A 23,476-nucleotide genomic window follows, 5' to 3' on the forward strand; every position below is an offset into this window, starting at 1 on the left:
ATGTTTAACGTCCGTTCCGCGACCCATCGGCCGCCCAACGGGGCGTTGTGTTGGATTGAAATCAAGAAAAAAGGTGGGACAACGTTCGGGAAGGTTCGGGATCAGGGGGAACCCAAATCGACGCGGTTGAAGAAATCCTTTCTCATGCGTCAGGTCGAACGCCGATTGGAACCGACCGTAGTCAGTTCCCCACACTCCGTCCTTGGAATGTGTTGTTATTATAATCGGCCGGGCAGATCGGTCAAGTTGGGTTATCCGGTGCCGATTGGACCGATTTGCGGATTTGGGAAACATCGCCGGCCCCGTGAAAATATGGGGAAAATAGCCAGACAGTGTCGGTTGTGCCGAAGAAGATTCTCCCGTCCGCCTGTTCCGCCCTGAATAATCCCTTCTCCCGGAACCGATTCAAGAGGGCAGATCGAGTGAGCAAGCCCGCGTGGAATCGTGGGTGATTTGACCGCCCTTGGGAGAACAAGATGAATAAGTTCCGCTTTGGGTTTCGTTTCTTGGCTGGCCTCACCTTCCTGGCCGGATTGTCGGGGACGGCCATCGCAGAGTCTCCAACAGTTGAAAAGCTTTTGCTTTACAAACCCCGCCAAGTGGCAGAAGTCACCACCCCGTCGGCCGCCGAGCAGGCTGCTTGCACAGTTGAACTGGAAAGAGGTAAAGTCCTTGCCTCCGGCAAAACACCGACCGCGTGGGTGCTCAAGGATGGTCAGGGCCGGATCTTGCGGAAGTTTCACGACACCACCGGCGAAAACAAAGTGAACCGATGGTCTTACTATCGGGACGGCCAGGAAGCCTACCGGGAAGAAGACACCAACAAGAACGGCACTGCCGACCAATATCGCTGGCTCGGGCCGAACGGCTCCAAGTGGGGCATTGACGCCAATGAGGACGGGGTGATCGATTCTTGGGCTGTCATCTCCTCCGAGGAAGTCAGCCAAGAAATCCTCGCCTCCGTGCTGACCCGCGATTTTAATCGGTTGAAGGCACTGATGATTACGCAGGAAGACATCATCACGCTTGGCCTTCCGGCCGAGGAAGTTGAACGACTCAAGGACAAGGTCGCCAAGTCTGGGGAGCAGTTTCAAAAGACGACCGCCGCCTTGATCAAACTGAACGACAAGACGACTTGGGTTCACCTCGAAACTAAAATGCCGGAAACCATTCCGGCCGATGTGATCGGCTCCAAGGCCGACTTGGTTCATTACCGTCATGCGACAATCTTGTACCAAGAGGGTGAAGGCAAGGATTCCAAGCACAATTGGCTCCAGACGGGCGAACTGATCCAAGTCGGCAAGGCGTGGCGAGTTGTCTCGGCCCCCGTGCCCGGAAATGGTCCCGCACCGGATGGCCCGGACGGGTTGGTTGACAAGGGACAGATTCCAATCCCGGTTGGTGCTGGTGAGTTCATCGAAGAATTGAAGAAACATGACGCCGGAACGCCGCCCAAGACGCGGGAAGAGATTGTGGCTTACAACCTCAAGCGGGCGTCGATTCTCGAAAAGATTGCCGCTCTTATCACGAAGCCGGAAGATGTCTCCAAACGCGATGTTTGGGTCCGTCAAATCGCCGAGTGTTATGCGGCCGCCGCCCAACAAGGGGACAAACTCGCCCTTGAACGGCTGGGAGCCTGGCGGTTGGCGCTGGCCAAGGATCAATCCGGAAGCCCGTTGCTGGCGTTCGTGACCTATCGCGAGATGAGCGGCGAATATGCGTCGAAGCTCACGATGGCGGCACCCGGCGGGGCGGGCGAAATGAGCAAACTCCAAGACGCTTGGAAAGAAAAACTGTCGAAGTTTGTCAGTGATTTTCCGACTGCTGATGATACCCCGGATGCCCTGATGCAACTGGGTATGGTGAACGAGTTCGTCAGCAAGGAAACCGAGGCCAAGAATTGGTACAGCCTGCTGGTGAAGAATTTCCCCAAGCACGCCCTGACCAAGAAGGCGAGCGGTTGCCTCGAACGATTGTCGCTTGAAGGCAAAGAGTTTGATCTGGCCGCCCAGACGCTCGGCGCCGGCACTTCTTTTAATGTGAAATCGCTGCGAGGCAAGCCGGTGGTGGTTTACTACTGGGCGAGTTGGAACGGAGCCGCGACGAGCGACTTTAAGAAGATCGCATTGGCTTTGGAAGCTCATCCGGGCAAAGTTGAATTGGTTTGTGTGAATCTTGACAACTCGGCGGGTGATGCGACGAAATTTGTGGCGGGTAACACGGCCGGCGGAACACACCTGTTCCAACCGGGAGGTCTCGATAGCCCGCTGGCTATGCAGTATGGCATCACGGTGCTGCCGAATATGTTCTTGGTGGGCGCCGATGGCAAGGTCATCAGCCGCAGTGTGCAGGCCACGACGCTGGAAGAAGAACTGAAAAAGGTCGTGAAGGAATCGAAGGACAAGTAAGTGAGTGGTTGGAAAAGGCCGGTCTCCAAAGGTTCATGCCTTTGGAGACCGGCTTTTTCGTTTTTATTCTCTGTAGATCGTTGGGTCGGGAATGCCCGCTTCCAAGAAGCCCTTTTTCCGCAGGTGGCAGGAGTCGCATCGTCCACAGGCGTGGCCGTTCTCGTCGGCGTCGTAGCAACTCACCGTTTGCGAATAATCCACTCCCAGCCGAATCCCCTCCCGGATGATTTCCCCTTTGCTGAGATGAATCAGCGGGGCGTGAATTTGATAGCGGCCCTGCTTTTCCACTCCCGCCTTGGTGGCGAGGTTGGCCAGTTCGCCAAACGCGGCCAGATACTCCGGCCGACAGTCGGGGTAGCCCGCATAATCAAGGCTGTTCGCCCCCACGAAGATGTCGAATGCGTTGACTGTCTCCGCGTATCCCAAGGCAATTCCCAAGAGGATGGTGTTCCGGGCGGGGACGTAAGTGACCGGAATCCCGGCGGCCATCTCGGCTTCGTTGCGGTCCTTCGGCACCTCAATGGCGTCCGTCAGGGCGGAACCGCCAATGGCGAGCAGGTCGATGCGGACGAAGCGATGATCCCGGACGCCGATTTGTTTGGCAACAATTGCGGCCCGATCCAGTTCCACCCGATGACGCTGCCCGTAGTTCACGCTGAGGGCGTAAACCTCATGTCCTTTGGCTTTGGCGAAGGCGAGGGTAGTGGTGCTGTCCAACCCTCCGCTCAACAGGACGACGGCATTGCTCACGGGATGAATACTCCGCAACTGGCATCGGGCATCCCGGAATCCTATCAAATAACTGTGTCCCGAATGTCGTCGAGGATCGAATGGCCGAGCAGACCGCACCCAACGCAGACCAATTGGAAACCTTCCCCAACCCGGCTCCGGGTCGTGATTACACGATTGAGATTGTCTGCCCGGAATTCACAAGCATGTGCCCGAAGACCGGCCAGCCCGATTTCGGCACGATCACCTACACCTATGTGGCTGATAAAACGTGCGTGGAACTGAAATCACTGAAACTGTACCTGCAATTGTTCCGCAGTCAGGGAATTTTCTACGAAGCCGTGACAAACCGGCTTCTTGACGACTTTGTGAAAGCCTGCCAGCCCCGTTCGTGCAAGGTGGTCGGGGCGTTTACCCCCCGAGGGGGCATCTCAAGCATTATCACCTGTACCCATGTGGCGAAACAGGGTTGAACCCGCCGGGAGACGCCATGCGGATCGCCGTTTGCCTGACGCTGATTTTTCTGCCGGGGCTTCTCCAGGCGGGCATCTATAGCCCGGACCAATTATTTCTTTTTGAAATCGAACCCGGAAACATTGCCCAAGAGATGCAGTATTCCGGCGGGTTCGACACCCAATTGGCCGATTTCCGGGACATCAACGTCCCGGATAATCGGCTGAAATTGTTATTGGAAGAACGCATTCGGAAACGCCGGTTGGAAGGGGTAAACCGCCTCTCGCCGGATGAACTGGCTGGGTATACCGCCGATCTGCTTCGTGTGAACCGGGGCGACGAGGTGTTGAACCTGCTGCACCCGATTGCCCGTGACCCCCGCCGGGGGGGATTCCTCGTTTACACACACTTGGCGCGGGCGCACGCCGCCCGCGGGGAATGGCGGGAGGCAGCCGAGCAAGAATTGATGGCGGTCAAATACAGCGATTTTCCGACCAAGTTCGGCCAGTTGAGCCGGGATCAACTGGCGTGGCTCAAGAAGGTGGAAAAGGATTACTACCTGCCGTGGCTGCTCAAGAGGGCCGAGGAAGCCCGTTTGGGAAAAGTCATCGGCCTGAATGAAAACCCGGATCGAATCTTCCCCGCCGGTGGCAAATCGGAATCGGACTTCGTCAAGTTCACATCGGGCGACGGGGGCTACCAAGCGGGCAAGATCGCCGAGTCAGAGAAGGCCAAACTCCCGCCGGATGCCCTCGCCATCGTTCAACAAATGCTCATTTGGCATCCGAATGATGCCCGGTTGCTCTGGCAACTTGGCGAATTGTACAACACGGAAGGGAATATCGACACCGCCGCCAGGATTCTCGACTTGGGGTCTTATACCCAAGGTTACTCCAACCCGCAACTTTTGGATCATCGCCGGGTCTTACTGACGGCCATTTCGGAAGCGGCCGCCGCGAAGGTGGCCGAACAGGAGGCCGAGCGGGCAGCCAAAATCCAAAACCAGATCGATGAAAAGAAACGGTTCTGGTGGATCGTGTCCATCTTCGTCGCGGGGGGGATTTTTCTGCTGTACTCCCAAGCCCGCGAAATACGCCGCCGGATCATGCGGTGGTTTTAGTCCGCCCGGTGGGTCGCCCGCTTTAAACGATCTCGAACCGCCGCCCAAGCCGGCGTGTCAGGTGGTTCCACGATCACAATTCGGTCAAACCGGCCGTCATCCAGTTCATGTAACCGGGCATAAATCTCGGCGGCATACCCGGCGGGATCACCGGGAAGAACAACCACTGTCGCGGGGACATTCCCAATCGGGCCAAATGTGACGACGGCTAAATGTCCCTCATCAAACCCTAATTCTTCCGGGCTTCGCACCATCACGGTCGGCGTTCGCGGCGAGTAATGTTTGAGAAGCATTCCCGGAGAGGGGAGGTGGGCCTCCCCCAAGTGTCCGCCGCTGATTTCCACGGGACCGATGATCGTTTCCAACATTTCCCGGCTCAGCGGACCGGGTCGTAGTATCCGGGGCCTTTCCCCGCTCAGGTCCAGCACGGTGGATTCGATTCCCGCCGCGCACGGACCGCCATCCAGCAACACATCGATCCGGCCATCAAGCCCCCGGAGGACATGCCCGGCCAGCGTCGGGGAAAGTTCGTTTGAACGGTTCGCGGAAGGGGCCGCGATGGGGCAGGTTGCCGCCAAAATCAGGGCGCGGGCCACCGGATGGACCGGTTCCCGGATGGCCACCGTGGGGCCGTTCCCGGTCACCACATCGGGCACGTCCGGGCTTTTGGGGAGGACCAGTGTCAGCGGGCCGGGCCAGAAGGCTTTCGCCAATTTTTCCGCGAGCGGAGGCCAGACGGGGGAGAGGCGTTTTCGCATCTCCTCGCCGACAAAATGGACGATCAGGGGATTGCGGGAGGGCCGCCCTTTGGCCGTGTAAATCGACGAGACGGCGTTTGCATCAAACGAATTTGCTCCAAGCCCATATACTGTTTCTGTCGGAAAGGCGATCAGGCCCCCCTCTTGCAGAATTTGCCCGGCACGGGCTATCACGGTCGGATCTGGTGAAACGGGATTCACCTTCCAAACCGCCGTCTTCCGATTTTCTCCCGCGAACATCACGGTAACGACTCGCCATTCACCATTCGAGATGTTATCGTACATGGTTGGTTGGATCCGGGCTTGCGGGTCGATGGTGAAACCACCTTTCTCTTGCGGCGAACACTCATGGGTACGAGCGAGCACAAACTCCCGACGGTCTCCTCCGACAGTCGGGCGATTGCGGTCAAATCGTTTGAAAAGGCCAGCAGCGCCATTGCGTCAAAGCAATACGATTACGCGATCAAAATGCTCCTTGAATGCTGCCGACGCGATCCGGGGAATTTCCTGTTTCGGAAGACGTTGCGCAAAACACAAAAAGAAAAGTTTAACAACAATCTCCGCGGCAGTCGGCTGGCTTTTCTCACCACGCTGCGGCTTCGGACCAAGCTAAAGAAGGCCGAGCATTCTCGGGACCATTTGCGGGTGCTGGATCTCGGGGAGCAAATTCTCTCGAAAAATCCGTGGGATGTTGGCGTTCAGAAGGACATGGCCGAGGCGGCCGATTCCTTGGGACATCTGGACCTGGCCGTCTTTTTGCTTGAGCATGCCCGGCAAAAAGATCCGACCAATGCCACCCTCAACCGGATGTTGGCCCGTTTGTTGGAAAAGCGGGGGAATTTCAGCCAGGCCATCGCTCTTTGGCAGATGGTGAAAGAGGCTGTTCCCAGCGATGTGGAAGCCGACCACAAGGTGAAGGATCTCTCCGCCAGCGACACCATCAAACGAGGGGGCTACACGGAGGCCACCGCCGAGCAAATCGCCGGGACGGATGAAACACCGCTTGCCCACCCGAAAATGAACGCCCCCGCCGATACGGTCGACAAATCAGCTCGGGAGATTGAGGCATTGTTGGCCCGCATCCAGACCAACCCGGCCGACGCGCAACTTTACTTGAAACTTGCGGAACTGTATCAGCGTTACAACCAACCGGAGCGGGCGCGGGCAACCATCGAGCAGGGATTGGCCCCGACCGGCAACGATTTCCGGCTGGCGACTGAGTTGATGGAGCTTGATCTGGAGCCGTTTCGCCGTAATATCTCGCTGGCCGATCAGAAGATCAAAAAGGCCGAGGCGGGCGACGAAGATCCCCGCCATAGCATTGAAGACTTGCGAAAGATTCGGGCGAAGCTGGTGAAGGAAATCAACTCCCGCGAAATCGAACTCTACCGAATCCGGGCCGAACGTTACCCGCAGGACGCCAGTTACCGGCTGGAATTGGGCAACCGACTCGTCGAGGGAGATCAACTGGATGCGGCCATCACCGAATATCAGCAAGTTCGGAAGGATGCCCGGCTGAACTGGAAAGCTTGTCTGCAACTCGGGCTTTGTTTCAAAAAGCGAAACAATTGGCGGCTGGCCCAGCGAAATTTAGAGGAAGCCCTTGCCTCGCTGCCTCCGAACGACGAAAAGGCCCGCAAGGAAGTGTTGTTTCAACTGGCGAGCGGTTTGGCCGAGGCCGGAGAACTTCAACGAGCCATCGATCTCGGTCACGATCTCGCCAACATCGACTTTGGCTACCGTCAGATCGGCAAATTACTCGACGACTGGCATCAACGCCTTCAGGAAGCCTGACTTTTGAAATCGGGCTGGCCCGAATTTTCCGAATCCGCCATACTTCCCCACTCGTGCCCTTTGGGGAAGCCAATTGGATTTACCGGCCGCCAATCCGTTGCCACCGAAGAACCGCCCCGTTTGGGCGTCGTTCCTCTGGGGGTGCGTCTTGGGCGTGTTTGCCGCCGGTGGCGCCGAAATCGTGCGGATGGTGAGTTTCCACAACCAGCATGTGGTGATGCCCGGCTTGGTTTATCGCACCGGCCAACTTCAAAATGACGATCTTCGGGCTATCGTGGCCAAAAAACAGATCCGCACCCTGGTGAATCTTCGCGGCCGGCCAATTTCTGATTGGTATCCGGCTGAATGCGCCAGTTCGCAAGAACTTGGCATTTCGCAAGAGGACATCACCAGTTCGGCCAATCGGTTGCCGTCGCCGCTGGAGATTTGCCGTCTGATCGAGGTGTTTGACCGTTCCGAATATCCAATCCTCTTGCATTGCCAGCAGGGGGCCGACCGCACCGGCTTGGCCTCGGCCACCTGGCAACTTCTGTACACGGATGCCGACTACGAAACGGCCCGCCGACAATGCTCGCCCCGCTACGGTCATTTTCGGGTGTTGACCACCGCGAACATGGATCTCTTTTTCGATCTGTACGAGGAATGGCTGTCGGCCCGTCACGAGGGTCATTCCCCGGCCAATTTCCGCGAATGGGCGACGCGGCACTACAAGCCCGGTGTGTCCCTCGCCAAGCTGGAATTGATTAATTCCCCGGTCGAACTTCCCGCCTCCGAAGCCATTGTGTTTCGTCTCCGGGCCACCAACCTCAGTGATCTGCCTTGGGAGATGAGTGCCGGCACGTTGATCGGCGTTCATGCCCGCTACTGGGTGTATGACGTGTCCAATCGCCCCGTTTATTTCGGCCAGGCCGGCTTTCAAAACGGTGTGGTGCGGCTGGGGGAAGCCGTTGAGTTGCCACTTCCAATCCCGGCGATGCCAGGACCGGGAAAGTATCGCTTGTTGGCTGACTTGTCTCGTCAGAACTATGATTTTTTTCAGTATGGCTCGGAGCCGTTGAATTATGAATGGAATGCCGTTGATCCGGCGAAGCCGGTCAAATAACTCAGGACGGGTGATGGAAACCAAAACGATTTCAGTCGTCGTCCCGATGAAGGATGAGGCCGACAATGTCGAGTCTCTGTATCGCCGTGTCCGCGAAAGTCTCCCGGAACCGCTCCAATGGGAACTGATTTGCGTGGACGACGGCAGCACGGACGACACATTCGTCAACCTGTCCCGCCTGGCGGCTGCCGACCACCGCATCAAGGTCATCCGGCTTCGTCGCAATTTCGGCCAGGCGGCGGCCATGCAGGCGGGCATCGACGTGGCTGTCGGCGATCTCGTGGCAACGATGGACGGCGATCTGCAAAATGATCCCTCGGACATTCCCGAGATGATCAAAAAATTAGAAGAAGGTTACGACGTGGTGTTGGGTTTGCGGCAAAAGCGCAAAGACTCCATGTTTATCCGCAAGGTTCCCAGCATTATCGCCAACAAACTCATCCGCACCGTGACGAAACTGCCGTTCAAGGATTTCGGCTGCACTCTTCGCGTGATGACCCGAGACGTTGCCTCCCACATGCGTATTTACGGGGAAATGCACCGCTTCATCCCGGTGCTGGCAAACAACCTCGGCGCCAAGATGACGCAAATTCCGGTGAAACATCATCCCCGGACAGCCGGAAAATCCAAGTACGGGATTGGCCGGACGGGGCGGGTCATTCTTGATTTGCTCACCATCAAATTTATGTCCAGCTATCTCACGCGGCCGATGCACTTCATGGGCGGGATCGGCTTGTTCTTTGTCGGCGGGGCATTTGTGAGCCTGTTTGCCACCATCGCCATGAAGCTCCTCGGCGGGGTGGACATGACCGGCAATCCGCTTTTGCTCCTGAGCGTGTTGTTCACGCTGGCGGGTATTCAACTCCTGAGCGTCGGATTGCTCGGCGAAGTGACGATGCGGACCTATTTCGAGAGCCAGCACCGCCGGCCGTATGTCATGCGGGAAAGCCTAAATATTGGCGACGATGAGTGGGAATCAATTCATCGTCGCCGGGCCGGATGACATTGGTTCAGGGCCGGGAAACGGGCATCAGAAAATTCCCGGCCGTGTCTTGGTTGGAGATCACGATGATTTCGTCCCGGCTCAGGAAGTCGTAACGCCGGCCGACTTCCCGATAGGGCCGGGTGATCTTCGCGGATACAATCGGCCAATCCCGGCTTGAAATGATGATAAACACCGGGCGGGGTGTTCGCAACCATTCGTTTGCGTCCTCGGCGCTTGGGATTCTCGCCACTTCCCGTTCCGCATAAAAGACCAGACTGTGCCGATACCAGTTGACCGTCCCGATTCGCACGTCTTGATCCGTTTGTTTCAATCCCAAGTTCAGGGCGAAATACTTCGGAATCTTTTGTTCCTCGAAGGCGAGCGGAATAAAGGCGCCCATGCAGGCGACACAGGCGACCGCCCCCGAGCTGAACACCCCCAACATCTTCGTGCGATCACCCTGCCGTAACCGCAGACCGCAGACGATGGCCGTTGCTAGCGGAATCCCGCCGATCCACGCCAACGACCCGAGTCCGGGGAATGGATTGAAGTCTTTCATCGGCAGATGAACTTCGCCACCGGCAATCAACAGTCCTCCCGCGATGACCGATCCGACGAGGGCCAACCCCGCGATTCCGGCGGGCATCATCCAGCGGGGAATCGCCATCGGGTCGGTTCGCCAGCGATCCAGAAACCGGGCGATGACGATGGCGAGCGCGGGGTAGAGCGGGAGGATGTAATTGGGCAGTTTGGTGGCCGCCACGGAGAACACGACGAGAAACGTCCCGATCCAGATGAGCAAATACCGATGGGCGCTCGGTGGATCTTCCGGCGGTGTTAGGGCCAATGGCCTGCTGGCCTGCCTGAACGAATACCAGACCGATCCGATCAGGAACACGCACCACGGGGCGAACAACACGAACAGAAACGCCACGTGAAACCATGGTCCGGCCGCGTGGTTGTCCATTGCGCTGCTGAATCGGTTGACGTTCTCATTCATGAAGAACGCCTTTGTCCAGCGTCCCTTCGTGTCGATGGTCACCAAAAGGTACCACGGGGCGCAGACCGCAAAGAACGTGGAAATCCCGTGCAAGGTTCGCCAGCACAATAACGCACGCAGGGATTTGGTGGCGGCCAAATGTAGCACAATGATCAGGGCGGGCAGTGCGAGGCCGACCGGCCCTTTCGTGAGAACCGCCAGACCCATCGCGGCGGCCGTCGGAACATACCACCAGCGGCGGCCATCTGCCGATCCCAGCCAGTAAAGCGTAAACGTCAGCGTGGTGAACATCAGCAACGGCGGGTCGGGGGTCGCCGCGTGTGAGATGAGGCAGAATTCGAGACAACTCGCCAGCGTGATTCCCGCCAGCAACCCCGTGGAAGGGGAGAACATTCGCCGGGCCAGTTCGTAAGTCAGCAGCAGGGTGATGAAGCCGCACAGCACGGCCGGTAACCGGGCGGCGAATTCGTTGACGCCGAGTAGCTGATAGGATGTGCCTTGAAGCCAGTAGAGCAGGGCGGGCTTTGCGGATCGCAATTCGTAGTTGTAAAAGGGAGTGATCCAGTTCCCGGATTCGACCATCTCGCGGGCGGCCTCGGCATTCACCCCTTCATCCATGTCCCAAAGACTGTGGGCGCCGAGGTTCGGCAGGGTCATCACCAGATGAGCGATGGTCAGCAGCAGGTAATGTCCGGCCCGCCGTTGGAACAATTCCCGCATTTCGCCTCCTTGAAACGCCGCCCTCCGGGACGACGGGATGATAGGTCTTCAACCGGTTTTGGCAATCACAAGCGGGACGGGAGTACTTGAGTCCGTCCCCGGTCCCGATACGCTGTTGAGAACGAGTGTCGCAGTCTTCATGCAAGGTCGGGTCATGAGCGTGAATGCGTATTATGTCGGGTTGGATGTCGGCGGAACGACCATGAAGGCGGCCGTCGTGGACGAGGGGGGAAAGGTGTGCGGAACCGCCACCATGTCCACGGAGGCATTCAAGGGCCAGGAACACGGCTTGAATCAGATGGTCGCGACCATCCGCAAATCGGTCGAAGTGTCAAAGCTCTCGATGTCGGATATCGCCTCCATCGGGGTCGCCACTCCGGGAACGATGGACATTCCCGCCGGGATCATTCTGGACCCGCCGAATCTCAAGCCGTGGAGGAATGTCCCGGTCAAGAAGCACATTCAAGAAGTGTTTCAGATTCCGACTGCCTTCCAGAACGACGCCAATGCCGCCGCTTATGGTGAATTCTGGATCGGGGCGGGCAAAGATGTTCAGAGCATGGTGATGTTCACCCTCGGAACCGGCATCGGCGGCGGCATCATCATTCACGATCATGTGATGGAAGGCCAGCACAGCCACGGTGGCGAAATCGGCCACATGAAAATTCAGATGACTCCCGATGGCCGGCTGTGCGGTTGTGGCCGCCGGGGTTGTCTGGAGGCCTATGCCAGCGCCACGTCCGTTGTCAAGCGGGCGAAGGAAGCTCTCGCCACCCAGACCGGGGACTCCATCCTGAAAAACTTGCTCGATGCGACCACCGAGGAACTTCCGGCGAAAGTCGTGTTCCAAGCGGCTGATCAGGGGGACGAGACGGCGAAAAAAGTCATCGACGACACGGCCTATTTCCTTGGCGTTGGGGCGATGAACATCATGCACCTGATTGACCCGGACATGATCGTTTTCGCCGGGGGAATGACCGCCGCCGGCGATCCTTTCCTGAACCGGATCCGGCACTATATCCACGAACTGGCGTTCCCGGTTCCGGCCGCCAAAACCATCGTTCAATATGCCCTGTTGGGCAGCGACGCCGGTTTCATCGGGGCGGCGGCGTGCGGCCGACAACTGGTCAAGAAGTGAGTGGCTGACGGGCGAAGGGGAATGTCACCCCATCGCGGAGGAACCCTTGCTCGGCATTTCCTTCAAGATTCGCGTCATGTTTTTCTTGTAGGCCTCCACTCCCGGCTGGCCGTAGGGGTTCACTCCCAACAAGCGTCCTTCCACGATGGTCGCCAGCATGAGCATTTGCATCAACTGGCCCATCGTGTGTTCGGAGAGTGTCGGCAAGATCAGGTCATTGGTCGGCCGGGCTGCGTCGGCGAAGGCTTGGTTCGTTCCTTGGAAAGCGGCCGAGAGAATGTCCGGCAGAGTCTTCCGGGAAAGCGAGTTCAAGTCGTCCTCGTTCCGGTCGGCCATGCCGAGTTGAATCGGGGCATGTCTTGTCCCCTTCACGAACAAATTGTTCACCACTTTGTTTCGCGGCCCGTCTTGGTGCTGCTGGCCGCGGGAATGCAAATCGCGGGTTTGCACCACCGTCAGCGGGGTCGGCCCGAGGTTTTGCTTGCCGAGGGATTCGGCCAGTAACTGATCGTGCCACATGCCCAAGGCTTCCAACTTCCGGGACCACACGGCCATCACGCGGGTGTTCTTGCCGGTTTCCTTGTTCAACAAGTGATTCACGGCCGCGTATTGCAGAACCGGGTTGCGATCGAAGGGTTCCTCCAAAAATCGCCGGGTCATCGTCGCGGCCCCGAGGAGCAGGGCGAGGATGTCCAGGCCGACCACGGCCGCCGGGAGCAATCCGGCGGCCGTCATCACGGAGAACCGGCCCCCGACGCTTTCGGGAATCTTGAGAATTTCGTCTTCCTTGAAGCCATCGGCGAGACAGAGTTCCCGGAGTTTTCCGGACGGGCCGGTCACGGGGACAATCCGCTTGCGAAGACTCTCCGGCGAATGACCGTAAAAACGGGCCAATTCATTTCGCATAATCCGGTAAACCGAGGCGGTTTCCAGCGTCCCGCCTGATTTGCTGACGACCACCACTCCCCAGCGTTCCTCCTTGATCGCCGGATCGACGCAGGTGTTCTCCAGCATGTCCAGCAGATCTTGAAGAGAGTCGTTGTCGACGTTGTTTCCCTCGAAGTACAGCCGGGGTTTCCCGTGCCGCATTCGTTCGGGCAACTCATTGTGGTGGGTGTGGCTCAGGGCGTCGAAGAGGGCTTTCGCCCCGAGGAAGGAACCGCCGATGCCCAGCACGACGACGCGATCGGTTTCTTCCCGCAGTTTCCCGGCTGCCCGCAAGATTCGGCCGAGTTCGCTGTTCTCCCCCTTGCGACGGTATTGGTCCAGCATCAGGGAAGGCAGGTCGATGAAGCCGCTCTCCTGCGGGAGCATCTTCGCGGGCGGGTTGACCATCGTGCGGTCGCTGCCGATGGACTGGCGCACCTGCATCATCTGCTGTTTGATGCCGTCAATTTGTTCGGCCCGGATCAAATGTTGCGATTGGAGTTCCGCGAGCGGTGTCCAAGTCTCCAGATGAGGACAAACAGAACCCTGAAAGTTGAATTCGACCGCTTCGTCAGGAAGTTGCATACGGAAGTGTGGTTGGTTGGTTTGAGTATGCGAGTGACCAGTGAAGTTATTCGCTGGTGGTTCGGCCGTCGGGACTCGCAGCCCGAATTGCAGGGAACCGGCAACCCCAAACATTCTTCATACTTTACGTCATCCGGGGATGTCCGTACACTCCCCGAATGAACATCCACGAACTCATCGCGGAACTCCGCGAATCAAACCCGAGCAAGATTGTTCTCTTGGTGGCCGACGGCTTGGGCGGCCTCCCCCTCGAACCGGGCGGGACCACCGAACTGGAAACGGCCCGCACGCCGAATCTGGACGCCTGCGCCCGCGACGGCGTGTGCGGTCTCAGCATTCCGGTGTTGCCGGGCATCACCCCCGGCAGCGGTCCCGGCCACCTTGGGTTGTTCGGATACGATCCCCTCGAATACCGCATCGGCCGGGGGATTCTGGAAGCCCTCGGAATCAACTTCCATGTGACGCCAAGGGATGTGGCTGTCCGCGGCAATTTCGTGACCTTGGAAAACGGCCTCATCAAAGATCGCCGGGCCGGCCGGCCGACGACGGAACGCTGCGTCGAAATGGTCAAGAAAATGCGGGCCGTGAAGATTCCGGGAGTCGAAGTCTTCGTCGAACCCGTGAAGGAACACCGCTTCGTGGCCGTCTTCCGGGCCGATGGCCTCGGCGACCGGGTCAACGACACGGACCCGCAAGCCATCGGCGTGGCTCCCTTGGCCGCGAAGGGGGGCGATGAACCTTCGGAGAAAACCGCCGCCGCTGTGAACGAGTTCATCAGGCAGGTGAATGAAATCCTGAAGGATGATGGCCCGACGAATGGGGCCACCCTTCGGGGCTTCGCCAAGTTTCCGAAAATCGGCACGATGCAAGAGGTTTACGGCCTCAAGTCGGCGGCCATCGCCGTCTACCCGATGTACAAGGGCCTCGCCAAACTCGTCGGCATGGATGTCTTGGATGCGGGCGATTCGCTCGAAAGCCAGGTCGCCACGCTCAAGCGGGTTTGGGGCCAATATGACTTCTTCTTCCTGCACTACAAGTATACGGACAGCACCGGGGAAGACGGGAACTTCCCCAAGAAGGTCGAGATGATCGAGCGTCTCGACGGGATCATCCCCTCCATGCTGGAACTCAATCCGGATGTCTTCATCGTCACTGGGGACCACAGCACGCCGAGCAAGATGAAGAGCCACTCTTGGCACCCCGTCCCGACGCTCATCCGGGCCGCCACCGCACGGACGGACAGCGTGATGAAGTTTGGCGAATCCACCTGTTTGCAGGGAGGATTGGGCCAGTTTGAAGCCAAGCACCTGATGCTGATGGCAATGGCCCATGCCGGTCGATTGGGCAAATACGGGGCGTAATTGAAAATCATTCCGGCCCGATCTGTCAGGCCGGAATGATTGGTTTAAACAAAAAGAGGGAGGGTTGATTCATCATATGATGAATCAACCCTCCCTCTTTTTCGTTCGCTTACTGTTCAATCAAACCGTCGCGGCAACCTTCGGCGGTTGCGGCAACGGCTTTTCCGAACCGATGTGGACCTGACGGCCGGTTCCGAAACGGACATAACCGTCGGTCAGGGCGAACAGGGTGTCGTCCTTGGCCCGTTTGACGTTCAGGCCGGCATGGAACTTCGTGCCGCACTGACGAATGATGATACTGCCGGCCGTCACGAATTCGCCCGCGTAGGCTTTGATGCCCCGTCGTTGGGCGTTTGAATCGCGACCGTTGCGGCTCGACCCCTGACCCTTCTTGTGTGCCATGACACGCTCTCTGAAAAAACAATTCGCTGAGTGATGTTCTTTTTACGAACTGGAATGATAGAAACGAGAACCGGAGGCGTCAGCCCCCGGTGGCGGTTTGTTCACCAAAATTTCCGCGTTACTTGATCGGCTTCTCGCGGCGAACCGGCAGGGCGGGGATCGGTTCGGAGATCGGCAGGCTCAAGTTGTTCCCCGGCAGGCCGCCATTCAACTGGGCTTGTTCCTTTTTCAATTCTTCTTTTTTCGGCTCGGCGGGAGGAGCAGCGGTCACACCCTGAAGCGGTTCCGTCGAAGCCCGGTAAATCCACGAGGAACCGCCCGTCCAGCGGATGCCCGAGGGTTCGGTGAGTTCGCCGTCGCCCAATCGTTCGAAATCGAGTTGCAGCGTCTTTCGTTTGATGATTTTCGTGCCGGGCATGTCGATGGGGCGTTCTTCCGTGAAGCCATTAGACAAACCGGCGATGAAGATGCTGAACTTGTTCGTCTTTGCCTTGGCGTTCTTGTCCTTGCCGATGGGATCCACGTCCGTCCAGATGGCCACGCCGGTCACCGAACGGGGGAACTGATCCTTTTTGGAAACCGGGATGGCCGTTTCGCTGATGGTCACCGAATTCTTGATGCCAAATCGACCGGTCGGGTCTTCCCGCTTTCGGATGGCTTCCTCGACGGACGGGAGGACTTCGTCCGTGTGCCGGGTGTGCCGGTCCAGCGTGACGAGGTCGATATCCGGGACGAGAACGTGCGGCTCGTCCCGAGGGTCGAGATTGTAAACGCGATAGATCATGTACCAAATGATCTTGGTGCCGCGACCCGGCACTTTCTCAACGATAATCCGTGGGTCTTGGAAGCGGAAATGCAGGTTCCAGACGTCTTCCTTGTCGTTCGCGGTGAGTTGCGGCTCGATCTCGCGTTCATTGAACCCGGTGCGCTGGGCTTGGCTCGCCGAGGCGAATCCCAAGCTCAACAACGTTGCCAGCGCCAAAAGGCGGATGGTCCCCATGATGACGGTTCCCCCGAACGACAATCAGCTTCTGATTTGAATATCTCCCCTTGACCATACCCATCCACGATGGATGAATCAAGCGGATTTGACGTGTTCCCAAGTCGGCGAAACATCACCGGCTTGCCCAATCCATCCATCCGGCGAGGCTTTTCGCGGGATTCCCTCTGGGAAGAGAGATGAACGTAGGTTATCCTACGGGGAGTAGTCAAATCACGCATTTTCCGCGAAAGGCATCCCGACATGGTGACGCCAACAAAAACACCCTCTCCCGTCCCCACTCCATTGGCCCCGCCGGATGAGCAGTTTTGGGAGAAGTATTCCCCCCATTACGAATTCCCGCTCTCCAGCATCGGCTCCATCGCTCTGCACGTCGCGGGGTTGATGATCTTCTTGGGCGCCCTCTACATGCTCTCGAAGATGACCCTCCCCGGCACGGAACCGGTGCCGATGCGGGAAATGATGGTTTCGAGCGAAGGTGACGGTAAGGAAGATGGGGCCCCAGGGTCTGGAGGCGGGGCGCCGATAGAGGACATTAATCATGAACGCCCGATGGACCCGACGCGTGTCATCCCGGATAAAACCCTCGACAATGTGCGGGCCGAGATCAAGGACTTTGTCCCCAACATTCCCCAAGATAAAGACTCGCCGAAGATCGAAGACCTGCCATCGTTCAAAAAATTTGCCCAATTGAATGAAGACCTTCGCAAAGCACTAATGCAAGGGAAAGGCGGTAGCAAAGGCGCCGGGCCGGAATCGGGCCGGGCTGCAACCGAAAATCCCGAGGTCGGCGCCGGTGGCAACAAAATCAACGGTGATCCCACCTCTTCCATAAATCGGGCCGTGCGTTGGGAACTGACCTACAAGACCGAAAGCGGCCAGGATTATGTCAAACAACTGGCGGCGATGAAGGCCACGCTTGTCATTCCCCAACCGCCCGATTTTCAGAAAACGCTGGCCTACAAGAACATCGATCAGCCACGACCGGTCGGAGAGCCGATCAATGTTGACCAAATCAAGGGGTTGTATTTCGTCGATGACTCGGCCGACTCGGCCTCGAAAGTGGCGAGAACCCTTGGGCTGAATTTCGACCCGCCGCACTTTGTGGCTTTCTTCCCGAAAGATGTGGAAGAAGAACTGGCGGCCAAGGAACGAAACTACCGGGGCCGGAAGGAAGACCAAATCTTCTCGACCAAGTTCAAAATCCTGATCCGTGATGGAAAATACACGATACAGGTGTTGGATCAGGTTCCGGTGAAGAGATAGTCGTAACGCAAGAAGGCTCCATCATTCCGACAGGCATTGTCGGAATGATGGAGCCTTCTTGCTGAACATCGTGTCAATCAACTCACTTGGCCGCCACACCGAAGGCGTATGTCGTCAGTTGATGGTAGGTGTCGCCCGGTTTGAGAATCGTGGCGGGGAAGGTCTTTTGGTTGGCCGAGTCTGGGTAGTGTTGGGTTTCGAGGCAGAAACCGCCGTACTGTTTGTAAAGCGTGCCTTCCTTGCCCTTCTGTTTGCCGTCGAGGAAGTTCCCCGAGTAAAACTGGATGCCGGGTTCGGTGGTCGTCACCGTCATCGTGCGGCCGCTCTTTGGTTCGGTCACGACGGCCGCCAGCCAATTCTTGCTTCGTTGCGGATTGATCACATAGTTCAAGTCATAACCGACCGGGTCGGCTTTGATTTCCTTGATGTGCTTTCCAATCTGCGTGGATGTGGTGAAGTCGAACGGCGTTCCCTTCACTGGGTCAATCTTGCCGGTCGGGATCAGCGTGTCGTCGGTCGGCGTGTAGTTGTCGGCCGCGAGCATCAAATTGTGTTCCAAGATCGTGCCGCTCTTGTGCCCGGCCAGATTGAAATAGCTGTGCTGCGTCAGGTTCACCGGCGTTGTTTTGTCGGTTTTGGCCGAGTAATCGAATGTCACTTCGTTTTTGTCGGTCAGCGTGTAGGTCACTTCCACATCCAACTTGCCGGGGTAGCCTTCTTCGCCGTCCGGGCTGGAATAGCTCAACACCAAGGCTTGCCCGTGCGGCACTTCTTTCGGAGTCACTTTCCAAACAACCTTGTCGAACCCAACTTTGCCGCCGTGAAGGTGGTTCGGGCCGTTGTTGGTGGCCAGCGTGTATTCCTTGCCGTCGAGGGTGAACTTGCCCTTGGCGATGCGATTGCCCACCCGGCCGATCAACGCTCCAAAATAGGGATGACCTTCCACGTATTCGGCCAGATTGGAACATCCGAGAACAATATCGGCGAGTTTGCCGTCTTTGTCCGGAACGTGCAGTTCGGTGATGATCCCGCCGTAGGAGATCACTTTCATGGTGACGCCGTTGGCGTTCACGAGGGTATATTCATCCACCACTTTGCCGTCGGCGAGTTTGCCGTATTCCTTTTTCGTGGTCCCGGCCTTCTCGGCGGCGAACGCGCCGCCCGCCATCACACTGGCGAAAACACACAGTCCAAACAAACTTTTCATGGGGGTCGAACCTCTCGGAGAGTGAGAAAATGCCGCGTGGAATGTTATACGAGGCCTGCCAACCTTCCCCCCGGAAACGTCGGGGACTAACATGTGGGCATGCTGCGGGAACTATCCGTCCACAATTTGGCCCTGATTGAAGATGTTCGCGTGGAACTGCGCGACGGCTTTTGCGCCTGGACCGGCGAAACCGGGGCGGGCAAGTCGTTGTTGCTGGGTGCCCTCGGACTGCTCCTCGGGGAACGCGGTTCTTCCGAATTGATCCGCACCGGGGTCGATGACCTCCGCGTCACCGGGGTCTTTGAGTTGAACCGCCCGGATCTGAAAAAGGCCGTCGAGACCGTGCTGGAGATGAAACTGCCCGAGGGGGAAGTGATTGTCTCCCGGCGTCTTCAGCGAGAAGGCGGCAGCAAGTGTTATGTGAACGACGACCCGGTGTCGGTCACTCTGTTGAAAAAGCTCGGCGAAGTCTTGGTCGATGTCCACGGACAGCGGGAAAGTCATTCCCTGTTGGAACCCACCTATCAAGTACAATTGTTGGATGCCTTCGGTAAACTCGAATTGTTGCGCAAGGATTATGATTCCAAGGCCGTTGTCGTCCGGGAACTTCGGCGTCGTCGGGCCGAGCTTTCCGGCAAGCAAGAGTCCCGGCAAAAAGAACTGTCGCTGATCCGGTTCGAGAAGGAAGAACTGGAAACCGCTCAACTCCAACCGGGCGAGCAAGCCGAACTGGAGATCGAACGTGAACGGCTGATTCACGCCCAATCCTTGCAGGAATTCACCATCGGGGCCGCCGGGCGTTTGTACGACGAGGACGGCTCGGTGGTCGAGCAACTTGGCCGGTTGTTGAAGGAAGCCCATACATGGGCGCCAATCGACCCTGATCTCGCCGAAGTGGCGAAGCGACTGGATGCCCTCGTCCCCGAAGTGCGGGACATTGCCGAGTCCTGCCGGGATTTGAGCGAGCGTTTCGAGGCCGACCCCGGCCGGCTGGCGGATGTGGAGAAGCGCATTCAAGCCCTTAAACGGCTGGAGGCCAAGTACCGCAAATCCATCGACGATCTGATTGCCTATCGGGATGAGCTTGATGCCCGCGAGGTGAAACTCTCCAAGGAAGAAACCGACCTCGGCGGTATCGACGGAGATTTGCAAAAAGCTCATGCGGCCATGAAATCGGCGGCCGAGACGCTGAGCAAAGGACGCCAAAAGATCGGTAAAAAGTTGGTGGGGGAAACGCAAAAGCACCTCATCAATCTCGGGATGGCCTCGGCCCGGCTGGATTGCGGCTTCGAGCCGATCAACCTCGGGGATGCGTTTGCGGGCGAGGTTCCCGTGGGGGGAGCCGACCAGTTGGAGTTCCTGCTGGCCGCCAATCCCGGCGAGCCGTTTCGGCCGCTTCGCAAGGTCGCCTCCGGCGGGGAAATGTCCCGCACGATGCTCGCTCTCAAGACGGTGCTGGCCGAACACGACCCCGTCGGCACCCTCGTCTTTGACGAAATCGACGCCAATGTCGGCGGTCGGCTCGGGGACATCGTTGGCGAAAAACTGGCGTTGCTGGGCCAGACGCACCAAGTGATCTGCGTCACTCACCTGCCCCAAGTGGCGTGTTTCGCCGCCCATCAATGGACGATTCGCAAAAGCACAAAGGCCAAACGCACATCGACGGTGATTGCCCGTTTGGAAAGCGACGACGACCGGCTGGAAGAACTCGCCAGCATGATGCGCGGCGACGCCAAGAGCGACACCACCCGCCAGGAAGCGGCCGAGATGCTCAAGACCGCCCGCAAAAAAGCGAAGTGAACCATCGGAACGGTTGACGGGTCTTTGGCTTTCAATCAACCATTTTTCGAGGACTCCACACGAACGATACTCCGCCCGAAGTTGCTGAGCCGTTGATCGCCTGTCTGGACGTGCAATACACGGACGACCGGGTGCTGGCCGCGTGTGTCGTCTTTCGGGGTTGGAAGGCCGAGAAGCCGCTGACGGAAACCGTCGTCGCCATCGAGGGAGTGGCCGCTTACGAACCCGGCCAGTTTTACCGGCGGGAATTGCCATGCCTGCTCCGGGCGTTGGAGGGCATTTCACCGGACATCATCATTGTGGATGGCTATGTCTGGCTCGGGGGGGAAGATCATCCGGGCTTGGGGGCTCATCTTTACGAGGCATGGGGCCGCCGGGCGGTGGTGGTCGGCGTTGCCAAAACGCGATTCCACAGTGCCACGCTGGCTGTGCCCGTCTGCCGGGGAGAAAGCCGGTCCCCGCTTTATGTGACAGCCGTCGGAATGGATGCGAACCAAGCCGCTGAATGCGTGGCGGGCATGAATGGCCCATATCGCGTGCCCAATCTGCTCAAACGGGTTGATCAATTGTGCCGGGGCATGGTCGCTGCGTCTTGAATTTCATTGCCGCAAGCAGCCTCAGGTTTGTGAAAATCAACGCTCATTGCTCTTGGCCAACCCAAGCATCTTTTGACGAATGCGGACACCGACCTCCCAATCCAGTGCCTCTCATGGATAATGGGTTGAAGGTTGGTTCCCCGCAGGGCGGTCATCATCAGGAGTTGGTTATGTTGTTCAAGCGAGTCCGGGCCGGGGATGAAGTGATTCTCGCCTCGCCGGACGGGGCCGCCGGGGTCGGTGGTTTCAACTATGCCATCGCCACCGTGCAGACCGTGAAAACGACAACGGTGGTCGTGGCCGGGTATCAATTCAACATCAAGGACGGTCGCGGCCGGACAGTCCGGCATCAGATTCACCCGGCGACGCCCGAGAATCGCCGGATGTATTTGGAGGGAGATGAAAATCCGGAACCCCTTGTCGCTCTTCCGGCCACCAAGGGAGAGACGGAAACAGAAGAAAAACTCCGAAAATTGGCCCACGACGGCCTGCGCATCATCCGGGAGGAGGCCGATGCTTCCCGAAATGACGACATCACCGAATTGATCGGAGTGGAAGTCCTCGCCGCCTTCCGACGCCAATGGCGAAAACTGAACCCGGCGAAAGCCTGACTGGCTCGGAGGCGGGAATTCACCAACGGAGAATCAATTCATGAGTCAGGAACTTTGGACGCAAGTTGACCAATACTTCGCCGACTTGCTGTTGCCGGCCGACCCGGTCCTTGAGGCGGCGCTCAAAGCCAGCGACGATGCCGGTTTGCCGGCGATCAATGTCACTCCGAATCAGGGGAAATTGCTGCAACTGCTCGCCAAAATCCGGGGCGCCCGAACCATTCTCGAAATCGGCACCTTGGGCGGCTACAGCACAATATGGCTCGCTCGGGCGCTCCCCGCCGATGGCCGATTGATCACGTTGGAAGTGGATGCAAAACATGCGGAAGTCGCCCGCCAAAACATCGAATTCGCCGGTCTGGCGGCCATCGTGGATATCCGGCTTGGCAAAGCCTTGGACACGCTTCCCCAACTGGCGGCCGAAGGGAGCGGCCCCTACGACATGTTCTTCATCGATGCTGACAAGCCAAGCAACCCGGACTACTTCAAGTGGGCGCTCAAGTTATCCCGTTCCGGAACCATCATCATCGTCGATAATGTTGTTCGCAAAGGAGCGGTCATTGATAGCGCCAATGAAGACGCCAGCGTCCAGGGTGTTCGCCGACTCATGGAGATCATGGCCGCCGAACCACGGGTCACCGCCACGGCGATCCAGACCGTGGGCGGCAAAGGCTATGATGGCTTCGCCATCGCATTGGTCAATAACAACGGTTAGTCAGGTCGTATTCCGGGGGGAATCTCTCATTGTCTCCCCTCTCTTCAGATCAACTCCAAATCCATCGGGTCTGCGAGTATGATGAAGTGTCATTACGCGAGGAACTTCCATGCAGTACATTGACCCGCACGAAATACCAAACTGGAACGGCAGCTAAAGTCCTTGCAGACAAGAAATTTTGGCACATCGTTTTCGTGGCTGGAACGGCTGAAACTGGCTATCTTTTCCACCATTTTCACCATATTCGGCCCTTGCTCGGCACTGGGTTCCCGGTAAATACGAACTTCGCGTCTGTCTTTGATTTGAACTATTCGCCTGAGAGTCACCCGCAATGAAGACACGACCTGCTCTGACTGCTACGGCCCTGGTTGCGAGTTTTGAAGTTGCGCTTTTTATCCGGCGGTGCGAAACTCGGCCGGGATGGCCTGCCGGAGTTTTCGTCGCAAACGCCGGATTCCGCCGGGTGTTTGCATGGCGCGGGCCAGGTATTCCAAGTCGGCCTGTTCGCTGTGGCGGCGGACCGCCAGGCAGAGGCCGTGGGTTCGCTGGTGTCGCCAGCGCTCTTTCTGCTTCGTCGTCAGGCCGGACTTGGCCAGTTGCCTCGCCCGATGCCACTCCAGCCACAGGAACGTCACCAGGACCAGCTCCAGCCATCCCTCCGTCGCCTCGAACCGGCGCAGGCGGCATTGGGCGAAGCCCAATGTGCTTTTCAACTCCTTGAAGAACAGTTCGATCTGCCAGCGCAAATCATAAAGTTCGACCAGTTCGGCCGTCCGGAAATCCGTGCGGTTGGACATCA

The 23,476-nt window shown here is 58.0% G+C and carries 21 protein-coding genes; 13 read left to right on the forward strand and 8 right to left on the reverse strand.

Features of this window, described 5'->3' with window-relative positions; translation table 11 throughout:
• Positions 1-476 precede the first annotated feature (476 nt).
• Positions 477-2,408: a thioredoxin-like domain-containing protein gene (locus BGIM_RS0133960; RefSeq protein ID WP_020474119.1), complete on the forward strand. Its 1,932-nt coding sequence runs from the start codon at positions 477-479 to the stop codon at positions 2,406-2,408.
• Positions 2,409-2,471: 63 nt separating this feature from the next.
• Here the strand turns inward: BGIM_RS0133960 and queC are convergent, their stop codons facing one another.
• The gene (gene queC / locus BGIM_RS0133965; RefSeq protein ID WP_020474120.1) at positions 2,472-3,158 is read right to left on the reverse strand and encodes a 7-cyano-7-deazaguanine synthase QueC; all 687 of its coding nucleotides are present in this window, start codon (positions 3,156-3,158) and stop codon (positions 2,472-2,474) included.
• A gap of 80 nt (positions 3,159-3,238) precedes the next feature.
• Between queC and queF the strand changes: the two genes are divergently transcribed.
• A complete protein-coding gene (queF, locus tag BGIM_RS0133970; protein ID WP_020474121.1) occupies positions 3,239-3,610 on the forward strand; it encodes a preQ(1) synthase in 372 nt (123 codons plus the stop codon).
• A 17-nt stretch (positions 3,611-3,627) separates the two neighbouring features.
• On the forward strand, positions 3,628-4,710 hold the full coding sequence (locus BGIM_RS0133975; protein WP_020474122.1) for a hypothetical protein: 1,083 nt from the start codon (positions 3,628-3,630) through the stop codon (positions 4,708-4,710).
• Here BGIM_RS0133975 and BGIM_RS0133980 read toward each other — a convergent pair.
• Complete coding sequence (locus BGIM_RS0133980; protein WP_020474123.1) at positions 4,707-5,753, reverse strand: L-threonylcarbamoyladenylate synthase; 1,047 nt, start codon at positions 5,751-5,753, stop codon at positions 4,707-4,709. The two genes, BGIM_RS0133975 and BGIM_RS0133980, sit on opposite strands and share 4 nt — an antisense overlap.
• A gap of 63 nt (positions 5,754-5,816) precedes the next feature.
• On the opposite strand from BGIM_RS0133980, the gene BGIM_RS0133985 reads away from it, so the two are divergent.
• The 3 genes from BGIM_RS0133985 to BGIM_RS0133995 all read left to right on the forward strand — a co-directional run bounded on the left by BGIM_RS0133985 (position 5,817) and on the right by BGIM_RS0133995 (position 9,367).
• The gene (locus BGIM_RS0133985) at positions 5,817-7,262 is read left to right on the forward strand and encodes a tetratricopeptide repeat protein (protein ID WP_157369632.1); all 1,446 of its coding nucleotides are present in this window, start codon (positions 5,817-5,819) and stop codon (positions 7,260-7,262) included.
• A gap of 73 nt (positions 7,263-7,335) precedes the next feature.
• Positions 7,336-8,364 carry a tyrosine-protein phosphatase gene (locus BGIM_RS58765; protein WP_020474125.1) on the forward strand — a complete coding sequence of 343 codons (1,029 nt, stop codon included), beginning with the start codon at positions 7,336-7,338 and terminating at the stop codon, positions 8,362-8,364.
• 13 nt (positions 8,365-8,377) lie between these two features.
• Complete coding sequence (locus BGIM_RS0133995; protein WP_020474126.1) at positions 8,378-9,367, forward strand: glycosyltransferase family 2 protein; 990 nt, start codon at positions 8,378-8,380, stop codon at positions 9,365-9,367.
• A gap of 7 nt (positions 9,368-9,374) precedes the next feature.
• Here BGIM_RS0133995 and BGIM_RS0134000 read toward each other — a convergent pair whose 3' ends face one another.
• Positions 9,375-11,069 (reverse strand): ArnT family glycosyltransferase, encoded by a 1,695-nt coding sequence (locus BGIM_RS0134000; protein ID WP_020474127.1) that lies wholly within the window; start codon positions 11,067-11,069, stop codon positions 9,375-9,377.
• Between the two features lie 154 nt (positions 11,070-11,223).
• Between BGIM_RS0134000 and BGIM_RS0134005 the strand changes: the two genes are divergently transcribed.
• Positions 11,224-12,207, forward strand: a complete 984-nt coding sequence (locus BGIM_RS0134005) for an ROK family protein (RefSeq protein ID WP_020474128.1) — start codon at positions 11,224-11,226, stop codon at positions 12,205-12,207.
• A 24-nt stretch (positions 12,208-12,231) separates the two neighbouring features.
• Here BGIM_RS0134005 and BGIM_RS0134010 read toward each other — a convergent pair whose 3' ends face one another.
• Positions 12,232-13,833: a glucose-6-phosphate isomerase gene (locus BGIM_RS0134010; RefSeq protein WP_238537777.1), complete on the reverse strand. Its 1,602-nt coding sequence runs from the start codon at positions 13,831-13,833 to the stop codon at positions 12,232-12,234.
• 44 nt (positions 13,834-13,877) lie between these two features.
• Between BGIM_RS0134010 and BGIM_RS0134015 the strand changes: the two genes are divergently transcribed.
• Positions 13,878-15,080 (forward strand): 2,3-bisphosphoglycerate-independent phosphoglycerate mutase, encoded by a 1,203-nt coding sequence (locus BGIM_RS0134015; RefSeq protein WP_020474130.1) that lies wholly within the window; start codon positions 13,878-13,880, stop codon positions 15,078-15,080.
• Between the two features lie 120 nt (positions 15,081-15,200).
• Here BGIM_RS0134015 and rpmA read toward each other — a convergent pair whose 3' ends face one another.
• Together rpmA and BGIM_RS0134025 are read right to left on the reverse strand one after the other, a co-directional pair.
• A complete protein-coding gene (rpmA, locus tag BGIM_RS53835; protein WP_020474131.1) occupies positions 15,201-15,482 on the reverse strand; it encodes a 50S ribosomal protein L27 in 282 nt (93 codons plus the stop codon).
• Between the two features lie 118 nt (positions 15,483-15,600).
• Positions 15,601-16,482: a hypothetical protein gene (locus BGIM_RS0134025; RefSeq protein WP_020474132.1), complete on the reverse strand. Its 882-nt coding sequence runs from the start codon at positions 16,480-16,482 to the stop codon at positions 15,601-15,603.
• Positions 16,483-16,725: 243 nt separating this feature from the next.
• Between BGIM_RS0134025 and BGIM_RS0134030 the strand changes: the two genes are divergently transcribed.
• The gene (locus BGIM_RS0134030; protein ID WP_020474133.1) at positions 16,726-17,748 is read left to right on the forward strand and encodes a hypothetical protein; all 1,023 of its coding nucleotides are present in this window, start codon (positions 16,726-16,728) and stop codon (positions 17,746-17,748) included.
• Between the two features lie 82 nt (positions 17,749-17,830).
• Here the strand turns inward: BGIM_RS0134030 and BGIM_RS0134035 are convergent, their stop codons facing one another.
• The gene (locus BGIM_RS0134035) at positions 17,831-18,955 is read right to left on the reverse strand and encodes an aldose epimerase family protein (RefSeq protein ID WP_020474134.1); all 1,125 of its coding nucleotides are present in this window, start codon (positions 18,953-18,955) and stop codon (positions 17,831-17,833) included.
• 99 nt (positions 18,956-19,054) lie between these two features.
• Here BGIM_RS0134035 and recN point away from each other — a divergent pair, with 99 nt between their 5' ends.
• The 4 genes from recN to BGIM_RS0134055 all read left to right on the forward strand — a co-directional run bounded on the left by recN (position 19,055) and on the right by BGIM_RS0134055 (position 22,677).
• Positions 19,055-20,755 carry a DNA repair protein RecN gene (recN, locus tag BGIM_RS0134040; RefSeq protein WP_020474135.1) on the forward strand — a complete coding sequence of 567 codons (1,701 nt, stop codon included), beginning with the start codon at positions 19,055-19,057 and terminating at the stop codon, positions 20,753-20,755.
• Positions 20,756-20,847: 92 nt separating this feature from the next.
• Positions 20,848-21,351, forward strand: coding sequence for an endonuclease V (locus BGIM_RS0134045; protein ID WP_020474136.1), 504 nt, complete (start codon positions 20,848-20,850; stop codon positions 21,349-21,351).
• A gap of 170 nt (positions 21,352-21,521) precedes the next feature.
• Positions 21,522-21,962, forward strand: coding sequence for a hypothetical protein (locus BGIM_RS0134050; RefSeq protein WP_020474137.1), 441 nt, complete (start codon positions 21,522-21,524; stop codon positions 21,960-21,962).
• A 40-nt stretch (positions 21,963-22,002) separates the two neighbouring features.
• On the forward strand, positions 22,003-22,677 hold the full coding sequence (locus BGIM_RS0134055) for an O-methyltransferase (protein ID WP_020474138.1): 675 nt from the start codon (positions 22,003-22,005) through the stop codon (positions 22,675-22,677).
• A gap of 392 nt (positions 22,678-23,069) precedes the next feature.
• On the opposite strand, the gene BGIM_RS53840 is transcribed toward BGIM_RS0134055, so the two are convergent.
• Positions 23,070-23,476: transposase (locus BGIM_RS53840; protein WP_020476629.1), on the reverse strand; the 407-nt coding region annotated here is incomplete at its 5' end.

This window comes from Zavarzinella formosa DSM 19928, from assembly GCF_000255705.1.
Taxonomy (GTDB): domain Bacteria; phylum Planctomycetota; class Planctomycetia; order Gemmatales; family Gemmataceae; genus Zavarzinella; species Zavarzinella formosa.